The sequence below is a fragment of the Streptomyces sp. N35 genome (assembly GCF_016464295.1).
In the GTDB taxonomy this organism is placed as follows: Bacteria; Actinomycetota; Actinomycetes; order Streptomycetales; family Streptomycetaceae; genus Streptomyces.
Genome location: NZ_JAEIMH010000044.1, coordinates 23,454 through 33,784, shown reverse-complemented (window position 1 = coordinate 33,784; position 10,331 = coordinate 23,454). Strand labels below are relative to the sequence as shown.

The window sequence follows — 10,331 nt, the reverse complement described above, 5'->3', positions numbered from 1 at the left end:
GCGGACCTCCTCCAGGGCCGACGCCCGCCCCCCGCCCAGGCAGGCCCCCGGAGGCCGCGGCGGGGCCCGCCGCGGCGGTTCCAGCAGCGACGGGCCGTACGGTCCGTACAACGGCGGGCGCTGAGCACCCCACAGAGCATCGAGCAGTCAGTCGGCGGGTCCGTCCAGGGGGCGGATCCGCCGCCTTCTTGTACGCACCCGCGGTTGAGGCCGCACCTCGCCTCAGGCCCGCGGCCCCCGCTCCAAAAGCACCACCGCCACGTCATCCGTCAGCTCCCCGCCGTTGAGGTCGCGGACCTCGTTGACCGCGGCCTCCAGCAGACCGTCGCCGCTGAGGCCCTCGGAGATCTGGCGGCGGACCATCGCGACCATGCCGTCCTGCCCGAGCCGGCGCCGGCTGCCGGATTCCACCCGGCCCTCGATCAGGCCGTCCGTGTAGAGCATCAGGCTCCACGCGCCCCCGAGCTCCACCTGCTGGCGCGGCCAGCGGGCGCGCGGCAGCAGACCGAGAGCGGGACCGCTGTTCTCGTACGGGAGCAGCTCGGCGAGCCCGCCCGCGCGCGCGATCAGCGGGGACGGATGGCCGGCCAGGCACAGGCCCGCGCGGCGGCCGTCGGGGGAGATGTCGACCGTGCAGAGCGTCGCGAAGATCTCGTCGTCCGGGCGCTCGTGCTCGAGCACCTGCTGGAGCGTCGAGAGCAGCTCGTCGCCGCACAGGCCCGCGAAGGTCAACGCACGCCAGGCGATCCGCAGTTCGACGCCGAGCGCCGCCTCGTCCGGACCGTGCCCGCAGACATCGCCGATCATCGCGTGCACCGTGCCGTCCGGCGTCCGTACGGCGTCGTAGAAATCGCCGCCGAGCAGCGCGCGCGAGCGGCCCGGACGGTAGCGCGCGGCGAACCGCAGCGGGGAGCCGTCAAGCAGCGGGGTGGGGAGCAGGCCGCGCTCCAGACGGGCGTTCTCCTGGGCGCGCAGCCGGGACTCGGTGAGCTGGCGCTGGGCCATGTCGGCCCGCTTGCGCTCCACGGCGTAGCGGATCGCCCGCGTGAGCACACGGCTGTCCAGCTCGTCGCGGAACAGATAGTCCTGGGCGCCCACCCGTACCGCCTCGGTGGCCCGCTCGGTGTCGTCGCTGGCGGTGAGCGCGAGCACGGCGTGCCGGGGCGCGAGGCGCAGGACGTGCTTGAGCGTCCCCAGCTCGTCCTCGGCGCCGTCCGATGAGCCCGTGCGGCCGGAGGCGGGCAGGGCGAGGTCGAGCAGGATGCAGTGCACGTCGTCGGTGAGGAGACGTTCCGCCTCGGTGAGATTGCGCGCCGTCCGCACCTTGATGGGCTTGCCCGCCGCGTCGAGCAGCGCGGGCACGCTGAGGGTCTGGGCCGGATCGTCCTCGATCACGAGCAGCGTCAGACCGCCGCCGTGCTCGGCGAACTCCTCGGCGGCGGCGGGGTGCGCCAACAGGGTCTCCGCACCGGGCGCGGGCGCCGGTGCGGTCTGAGCCTGACCACCTTCCACGGCCGGGACTGCTCTCTGCCGCGGTATGGGTACGGGCATCCTTCTGGTTCCTTCCCTCCCCCCGAGGGCGCGGCGGTACGACACCAGTCGAAACGACGTTCCGCCGACGGGGACCTTAGCGGTAGCCGACACCGGTTTGGAATGGCGATCTGCAAAGAGCCGGTGTCATATGCCGCGTCCCGTCCCGTAATTGGGCACGCGGCGAGTCCACCCGGGATGACGAACATCACGCCGCGGAGGTTGCCCGGGTGGCGCAGGTCACGTGAGCCGGGTCACCTCCACGGGGCCATGTGTCCGGCGCGGAAGGCCATTTGCGCGGCCTGGCGACCTGGGTCATTTGTCCGACCTTGCGACCCAGGGTCATTTGCCGGCCTCGCGACCCGCGGTTATTTGTCCGGCCGTACGACCCCGAGGATCGGCATCGAACCGGCCCCCGCCACCGTGACATTGCGCCCGGGTCGCGGGGCGTGCACGATCGCGCCGTTGCCCACGTACATCCCGACATGGCTGGCGTCGGCGTGGTAGATGATCAAGTCGCCGGGCCGCATGTCGCGCACCTTGATGCGCGGCAGCTGCCGCCACTGCTCCTGCGAGGTGCGCGGTATGCCCCGCCCGGCCGCCGCCCAGGCCTGTGAGGTCAGACCCGAGCAGTCGTACGAGGACGGGCCCTCGGCACCCCACACGTAGGGCTTGCCGATCTGCTTGCTCGCGAACGCCACGGCCTTCTTGCCCTGTGCCGAGGCATTGCCCTTGATGTCGTTGAGGATTCCGGTGTCCAGCCAGGCGGTCTGGGCCTGGACCTCGGCGTCCTGCTCCATCTGGAGGAGGCGGGCGCGCTCCTCCTTCTCGAGCTTCTTCTCCAGCTTCTCCGCGGCCTCGATCTTCGCTTCGATCTTCTTCTTGCGCTTGGCCTGGTCCTTGGTGTGCTGTTCGAGCTCGAGCCAGTACAGGCCCGCGTCCTTGGCGTACAGCTGCAAGTCAGCTTCGGTGGTGCTCAGTTCACCGATCAGGTTGGTGGTCGCGTGCTGGCCCTGCCGCACCCGCTGGGCTCCGTCGAGGAACTCCTGCGGGTTGTCGCTGAGCACCAGCTGCGCCTGGGGCGGCACCCCGCCGCTTCGGTACTGCGCGCGGGCCGCCGCGCCCGCCCGGTCCTTGAGGGTGTCGCGCTTGGCCCCCAGCTTCTGGATCTTGTTGGCGAGCCTGACGATCTGGTCGGACTGCTTCTTGGCCTCTTCCTCCGCCGCGTTGTACGCATCCGTCGCGACCGCCGCCTCGTGGTAGAGGCCGTCGAGCTCCTCGCGCACTTCCGACAGATCGCGCTTCTCGGGCTTCGGGGCGCCGGCCTTCGGATCGTCGGGCCGCGCGGGCGGCGCGGAGAGCGGGCCGGCCGCGGGGGCGGCCATCGCGCTGCCGGGTGCGCTGAGCAGTCCGAGGGCGCAGACCAGCGCCACGGCCGCAATGGTCGAGGTTCGCCTGCAGGTCACGCCCACGCCCCCTGATCTGATGGTCCGTCAGTCAATCCGTACGACTTCGGGATGGTGCCACGCCTTCGCCGAATACGACAGGGTCACGCAAAACGCGAACCGTCCCCACGGCGACACCGAACCCACCGCAGGACCAACTCCGCTTCCCCACCCGTCACTTCTGACGTATGACTACCGCGCCGCGTTCCCGTGGAAGCGAAGTGTCACCCATGTGGTGGTTGGCAACGTATGCACGAATAAGGCCACTTAGGGTGGTTATGCGGATGCGGTACGGGGAGCGAGCGCCCCCCACGCCACCGTCACCTCGCCCTGCCGCCACCGCGAACTCCTGTCCACCACGGGCCAGTCGGCGCCCAGTGCCCGCACCGTACGGATCCAGCGCTGGCGCGCCCCGTACGAGGCATAGGGCGCCGCGGCCGCCCAGGCGCGGTCGAAGTCCCGCAGGAACGCGTGCACCGGCTCACCCGGCACATTGCGGTGGATCAGCGCCTTCGGCAGCCGCTCGGCCAGGTCGGAGGGCTGGTCGAGGGAGCCGAGCCTGGTGGCGAACGTCACCGTCTGCGGCCCCTCGGGCCCCAGCGCCACCCACACGTGCCGCCGCCCGATCTCGTCGCAGGTGCCCTCGACGAGCAGCCCTTCGGGCGCGAGCCGCGCGCACAGCCGCTGCCATACCTCGGCGACCTGGTCCTCGTCGTACTGCCGCAGCACGTTGGCCGCACGGATGAGCAGGGGTGGCCGGTCGGTGGGCACCTCGAAGCCGCCGAGCCGGAAGGCCAGCCCCTCCTCCTCGTACGGCTGCGCGCCCGCGACCCGCGCCGGATCGATCTCGATGCCGACGACCCGTACGTCCGGCGCGGCCGTCCGCAGCCGGTGCAGCAGCTCCACGGCGGTCCAGGGCGCGGCCCCGTAACCGAGATCCACGGCGACCGGCGCCGCGGCGGCGCGCAGCGCGCGCCCGTGCCGCTCGGCGATCCAGCGGTCCATCCGCCGCAGCCGATTGGGATGGGTGGTCCCGCGCGTCACGGTCCCGACGGGACGTGAGGGTGTCCGGGCCATCCCCCCAGTATCGGTCAGCTTCGGGGGACCGTTTGTCGCGGGCGAATCCGGCAAAGCGGACGGCGGGCGGTACAGAAGGTCCCCGCTCCGGCCCGCCCGGCCACTGGGCCGTCCGCGCGCGGGGGCGGGGCGGGCCGCGCAGACTGGGGGTGTCGGTGGAATAGGAAGGGGTACCTCCGGTGTTCGGGAGGTTCGGAGGGTGGGCTGCATCCTCTTTGTAGTCATGTCGTGAGAAGGAGGCCGCGCGCGTGAGCCAGTACGTGAGCAGGCTCGGCGGACGGCTCGCCCAGACGCCGGCCCGACTGTCCGGTACTCCGCGGCTCAGGCTCCCCGGCGGCAGCCGCCGACCGCGCCGGATCGCGATGCTCAGCGTGCACACCTCGCCGCTGCATCAGCCCGGAACCGGCGACGCGGGCGGCATGAACGTCTACATCGTCGAGCTCGCCAAGCGCCTCGCCGCGATCAACATCGAGGTGGAGATCTTCACGCGGGCCACGACAGGCCACCTCCCGCCCAAGGTCGAACTGGCCCCCGGTGTCCTCGTACGGCATGTGGACGCCGGACCGTACGAAGGCCTTGCGAAGGAAGAACTCCCCGCCCAGCTCTGCGCCTTCACGCACGGCGTGATGCGGGCCTGGGCCGGCCACCGCCCCGGCTACTACGACCTGGTGCACTCGCACTACTGGCTGAGCGGCCACGTCGGCTGGCTCGCCGCCGAGCGATGGGGCGTCCCCCTCGTACACGCCATGCACACCATGGCCAAGGTCAAGAACGCCGCGCTCGCCGAGGGCGACACCCCCGAGCCCGCCGCCCGCGTGATCGGCGAGACCCAGATCGTCGAGGCCGCCGACCGGCTCATCGCCAACACCGACGAAGAGGCCGACGAGCTCGTACGGCACTACGACGCCGATCCCGCCAAGGTCGCCGTCGTCCACCCCGGTGTGAACCTCGACCGCTTCCGTCCCGCCGACGGCCGCGCCGCCGCACGTCAGCGGCTCGGGCTCCCACAGGACGCCCTGATCCCGCTGTTCGCCGGCCGCATCCAGCCCCTCAAGGCCCCCGACGTCCTGCTGCGCGCCGTCCACATCCTGCTCGACCGCCGCCCCGAGCTGCGCTCCCGGCTGGTCGTGCCGGTGGTCGGCGGTCCCTCGGGCAGCGGTCTGGCCAAGCCCGAGGGCCTGCAGAAGCTGGCCGCCAAGCTGGGCATCGCCGATGTCGTACGGTTCCGTCCGCCGGTCGGCCAGGAGCAGCTCGCGGACTGGTTCCGGGCCGCGTCCGTCCTGGTCATGCCCTCGTACAGCGAGTCCTTCGGGCTCGTCGCCATCGAGGCCGAGGCGGCCGGCACCCCGGTGATCGCCGCGTCCGTCGGCGGGCTCCCGGTGGCGGTGCGCGACGGGGTCAGCGGTTTTCTCGTCGAGGGGCACGACCCGGCCGCGTACGCGCTGAAGCTGGAGCACTTCGTGGACGATCCGCACCTGGTCGACAAGATGGGCGCGGCCGCCGCACGGCACGCCCGCTCCTTCGGCTGGGACACCGCCGCCTCGGCCACCGCGGACGTCTACACCGCCGCCCTGTTCGAGCAGCGCCGTCGCGTACGCTCGCACCATGGCTGACCCGCGTCAGGTACTCGAACAGACCCTCAAGGACGCCGAGCTCGCCTGGGAATCCCCCGAGCCCGGGGTCTATGTCGTGCAGCTGCCCGGCACCCGCAAGCTGTCGACCACGCTCTCGCTGCGTCTGGGCCGGCACGCGCTCTCGCTGAACGCCTTCGTGATCCGCCACCCCGACGAGAACGCGGACGGCGTGCACCGCTGGCTCCTCGAACGCAACCTCCGTCTGTACGGGGTGAGTTACGCGATCGACAAGCTGGGCGACGTCTACCTCGCCGGCAAGCTCCCGCTCTCGGCCGTCACTCCGGACGAGCTCGACCGCCTGCTCGGCGTCGTCCTGGAAGAGGCCGACGGCTCCTTCAACACGCTCCTGGAGCTCGGCTTCGCCTCGGCGATCCGCCGCGAGTACGCGTGGCGGGTGTCGCGCGGGGAGTCGACGCGGAACCTGGACGCGTTCACGCATCTGACCAAGCCGCGCTCCAACTGAGGCCCTGACGCCGCACGTTCACCGCTGCACGCACCCTTCCGCGCCATGCGACAGCGTGCCATGCTCACCGCCGACGCAGACGTGAATACTGTTCACAAACGTGAGGAGGCGGTGCTCATGGCCCAACCCAGCAGACGTGGACTGCTGGGCGGCGCGACAGCCGCGGCGGCAGCGGTGATCGTCGGCGGGACGCCGGCCGCGGCCGCGTCCCGCCCCGAAGTGGCCCAGCTGTGGCGGGAGTTCATCCGCAATCCCTACAACCACCCGCAGATCCCCTACGTCGGCCGTGCCGGCTACGCGCGGGGCAGCCGCTCGCGTCCACGGCCGCGGGTGCGCGCCGACGTCCTCGCGTACGGCGCGCAGAACGACGGCTCCGCGGACGCCGCGCCCGCGATCAACCGAGCCCTCGCCGCTGCCGGAGAGGCCGGCGGCGGCACGGTGATCGTCCCGCCCGGCACGTACCGCATCGACGGCATCATCCGGATCGGCTACAGCGGCGTCGTGCTGCGCGGCGCGGGCAGCGGCCGTACGAAGCTCGTCGCCACCAAGCACCTGACCGAGCTGATCGGCAAGTACGGCAGCCGCTACGGCGGCACGAAGTCCGGCTGGTCCTGGGCCGGCGGCCTCATCTGGCTTGCTCCGCAAGAGCGTTGGGACTCCCTGGTCGCCGCGATCAAGGCCCAGGCCTGGCCCTTCGAGGGCTGGACCGGCAACAAGCGGGATGAATGGCAGACCCTGACGACCGTCGAGCCCGCCGCGCGCGGCGACTGGTCGGTCACGGTCGCCGACACCTCGGGGCTCGCGCGCGGCCGGCTGGTCCTGCTGCGCCTCGCGGACGACGCGGACCACACGCTTCTGGAGCACATGGCGGGCGGCGGCGCGGGACCCGAGGCGTACACCTGGGACGACAAGACCAAGCTCACCTCGTACGTGCCCTATGAGTGGCCGGTCCGTATCGCCTCGGTCAAGGGCCGCAGGGTGACCTTCGAGCGCCCGCTCCCGCTGGACGTGCGGCCCGCATGGGATCCGCGCCTGACCACCCTGGCCACTGCGCTCACCGGCTCGGGCGTCGAGGGCCTGACCCTGGAGGCCGTCGAGACCCCGCAGTCCGAGCATCTGCTTGACCTCGGCTACAACGGGCTCGCGTTCCAGTGCGCGTACGACTGCTGGGCCGAGGACGTGGTCGTACGGCATGTGGACAACGGCTTCGGGTTCATCGCCGCCTCCGCCTGCACGCTGCGGGGCACCCGGGTGGCGGGCCGGGGCGCGCACCACCCGTACTACTGCCGTGAGGGCTCGCACGACAACCTTGTCGAGGACTTCACCATCGAGCAGCGCACCGTCCCCGCGCCCGCCGGCACCCAGCTGCACGGGGTCAACGTCGAGGGCCTGTCCAGCTACAACGTCTGGTCGCGGGGCGACCTGCGGATGGGGACCTTCGACACCCACCGCGGCATGCCGTTCGCCAACGTCCGCACCGACGTGACCGTGGACAACACCGGCACCCACGGCGGCGACGCGAGCGCGGGCCCGCTGTACGGGGCGCGCTTCACGCACTGGAACGTCACCGTGACCAACGGCCGGGCCGGCTGCGTACGGATCGACGAGATCGCCCCGTACAGCGCGACCGTGGCGATCAGTGAGGTCACCGAGTTCGGCCAGATCGACAAGCCGGACTTCACCGGTGACCTGCATGCGCGCAGTGAGGCGTACGGGAGACCCGGTGGGGTGTGGCCGCGGAATCTGTACGAGGCCCGGCGGGCGCCCGGGGCGCCCGGGGTGGACGGGGGCGGCCCCCTTCCCGGTGGCCGCCCCCGCCCGTCCGCCCCGCCCGTCCGCCGCGCCGGTTGGTCCGGCCCGCGCTCAGGCGGTGGCCTTGACCTCGGTGACCGGGGGCGACTTGACCGGCTCGGCGGCCACCGGGGTCCGCTCCTTCTGCGGCAGGTTCCGCATCAGCACCCAGTAGCCGACCGCCGCCATCGTGCCGAGCACCGCGGTCGCGCCCCACAGCCAGTCGGCGCCGTAGCGGTCGATCACGAAACCGGCCATCAGCGGGGCCGCGAGCCCCGCCACCGACCAGGACATCGAGTACATGCCCTGGTAGCGGCCACGTGCGTGCACCGGCGAGAGACGGACCACCAGGCTCATCTGGGTGGGCGAGTTGATGATCTCGGCCAGGGTCCAGACGACGACCGTGAGGGCATACGCGCCGATGGAGCCGGCGAAGGCGGTGAGGCCGAAGCCGTACCCCGCGAGCAGCGCCGAGACGACGAGCAGCTTCTGCGGATCGCGGTGCTCGATGAAGCGGGTCACGGGGATCTGCAGGGCCACGATCAGCACACCGTTGACCGCGATCACCATGCCGAAGTCCGAGGGCGTGAAGTCGGCCGCGCCCATGGCGACCGGCAGACCCACGTAACTCTGCGTGAAAATCAGCGAGATGAGGAAGGACAGTCCGACGACGCCCATGAAGCGGCCGTCCTTGAGGACGGTCCCCATGGAGACCTCGGGGTCGGCGGGCTTTCCGGCCACGACCGTCTTCTCGGGCCGCGACTCGGGCAGCTTCAGGAAGACCAGGACCGCGCACGCCATGGTCAGCGCCGCCTCGCCGAGGAATCCGGCGAGGTAGCTGTACTGGGCGACGATGCCCGCGGCCATCGACGAGAAGGCGAAGCCGAGGTTGATCGCCCAGTAGTTGAGCGCGAAGGCCCGCACCCGGTCCTCCGGGCGCACGATGTCGGCCATCATCGCCTGCACGGCGGGCCGCGAGGCGTTGGAGGCCACACCGACCAGACCGGCGACCACCGCGATGGCGACCGGATGCTCCATGAAGCCGAGGACCGCGACGCTGATGGCCGTGGCGCCCTGGGCGAGGAACATGGTGGGCCTGCGCCCGAGCCGGTCCGTCAGGACGCCGGCGCCCAGGGTGCCGAGCACGCCGCCGAGGCCGTGCAGGGCGGCCACAAGACCCGCGTACGAGGCCGAATAGCCCCGGTCGAGGGTCAGGTACAAAGCCATGAATGTGGCGACGAAGGCCCCGAGCCGGTTGACCAGGGTGCTCGTCCAGAGCCACCAGAACTCCCGGGGAAGGCCCGCGACGCTTTCGCGTGCGGCCCGCTTGATGCTCGCGATGGACATGACTGTTCCCCCCGGAAACGGCTGGTGGCGTGGTGTCTGTAAGTGGCGCTTGACGTGCTCACAAGTTACGAGCCGGGGGCCTGGCCCAGCCACTCGATTAACAGGAACCGTCAATCGTCCACAGCTCGGGCTGCGCGCGCGGGGGGCCCAGGGGTTCGATTAGGCTCGGAGCCATGGCCGACGCACCGTACAAGCTGATCCTCCTCCGCCACGGCGAGAGCGAGTGGAACGCCAAGAACCTGTTCACCGGCTGGGTGGACGTCAATCTGAACGAGAAGGGCGAGAAGGAGGCGGTCCGGGGCGGCGAGCTGCTCAAGGACGCCGGTCTGCTCCCCGATGTCGTGCACACCTCGCTCCAGAAGCGCGCGATCCGCACCGCGCAGCTGGCGCTCGAGTCCGCCGACCGCCACTGGATCCCGGTCCACCGCTCCTGGCGTCTGAACGAGCGTCACTACGGTGCGCTCCAGGGCAAGGACAAGGCCCAGACGCTCGCCGAGTTCGGCGAGGAGCAGTTCATGCTGTGGCGCCGCTCGTACGACACCCCGCCGCCGCCGCTCGACCGCGACGCCGAGTACTCCCAGTTCGAGGACCCGCGCTATGCGACCCTCCCGCCGGAGCTGCGTCCGCAGACGGAGTGCCTCAAGGACGTCGTCGTCCGTATGCTCCCGTACTGGTTCGACGGCATCGTCCCGGACCTGCTGACCGGCAGGACCGTCCTGGTCGCCGCGCACGGCAACTCGCTGCGCGCCCTGGTCAAGCACCTGGACGGCATCTCGGACGAGGACATCGCGGGCCTCAACATCCCGACGGGCATCCCGCTCTCCTACGAGCTCGACGCCGAGTTCAAGCCGGTCAAGCCGGGCGGCACGTACCTGGACCCGGACGCGGCCGCGGCTGCGATTGAGGCGGTCAAGAACCAGGGCAAGAAGAAGTAAGCCCCCTCTCGCCCGTACGCTCGAGCCCCCCTTCCCCCCGGGTTTTCCCGGGCCGGGGGGCGGGGGCGGGTCCCGGGGGGCGCGGGGGGGGGGCCCCCGCCCCCCCGCC

The 10,331-nt window shown here is 71.5% G+C and carries 7 protein-coding genes and 1 pseudogene; 4 read left to right on the top strand and 4 right to left on the bottom strand.

Annotation, left to right across the window (positions count from 1 at the left end; all coding sequences use genetic code 11):
* Positions 1-222: 222 nt before the first annotated feature.
* The 3 genes from JAO81_RS23580 to JAO81_RS23570 all read right to left on the bottom strand — a co-directional run bounded on the left by JAO81_RS23580 (position 223) and on the right by JAO81_RS23570 (position 4,052).
* The gene (locus JAO81_RS23580; RefSeq protein ID WP_199549912.1) at positions 223-1,551 is read right to left on the bottom strand and encodes a PP2C family protein-serine/threonine phosphatase; all 1,329 of its coding nucleotides are present in this window, start codon (positions 1,549-1,551) and stop codon (positions 223-225) included.
* A 347-nt stretch (positions 1,552-1,898) separates the two neighbouring features.
* Positions 1,899-2,996, bottom strand: coding sequence for an NlpC/P60 family protein (locus JAO81_RS23575; RefSeq protein ID WP_307813589.1), 1,098 nt, complete (start codon positions 2,994-2,996; stop codon positions 1,899-1,901).
* 255 nt (positions 2,997-3,251) lie between these two features.
* Positions 3,252-4,052: a class I SAM-dependent methyltransferase gene (locus JAO81_RS23570; protein WP_199549911.1), complete on the bottom strand. Its 801-nt coding sequence runs from the start codon at positions 4,050-4,052 to the stop codon at positions 3,252-3,254.
* 248 nt (positions 4,053-4,300) lie between these two features.
* Between JAO81_RS23570 and mshA the strand changes: the two genes are divergently transcribed.
* From mshA to JAO81_RS23555, 3 genes and pseudogenes are all read left to right on the top strand, one after another.
* On the top strand, positions 4,301-5,665 hold the full coding sequence (gene mshA / locus JAO81_RS23565) for a D-inositol-3-phosphate glycosyltransferase (protein WP_199549910.1): 1,365 nt from the start codon (positions 4,301-4,303) through the stop codon (positions 5,663-5,665).
* Positions 5,658-6,149 (top strand): YbjN domain-containing protein, encoded by a 492-nt coding sequence (locus JAO81_RS23560; RefSeq protein WP_199549909.1) that lies wholly within the window; start codon positions 5,658-5,660, stop codon positions 6,147-6,149. Before mshA ends, JAO81_RS23560 begins: the two co-directional genes overlap by 8 nt.
* A 117-nt stretch (positions 6,150-6,266) precedes the next feature.
* A pseudogene (locus JAO81_RS23555) lies at positions 6,267-7,913 on the top strand (glycosyl hydrolase family 28-related protein); the annotation flags it as partial.
* 99 nt (positions 7,914-8,012) lie between these two features.
* On the opposite strand, the gene JAO81_RS23550 reads toward JAO81_RS23555, so the two are convergent.
* The gene (locus tag JAO81_RS23550; RefSeq protein WP_199549908.1) at positions 8,013-9,287 is read right to left on the bottom strand and encodes an MFS transporter; all 1,275 of its coding nucleotides are present in this window, start codon (positions 9,285-9,287) and stop codon (positions 8,013-8,015) included.
* Between the two features lie 173 nt (positions 9,288-9,460).
* Between JAO81_RS23550 and JAO81_RS23545 the strand changes: the two genes are divergently transcribed.
* Entirely contained in the window at positions 9,461-10,222 is a 762-nt protein-coding gene (locus JAO81_RS23545; protein ID WP_165330820.1) for a phosphoglyceromutase, read from the top strand.
* The last annotated feature ends 109 nt before the right edge of the window (positions 10,223-10,331 follow it).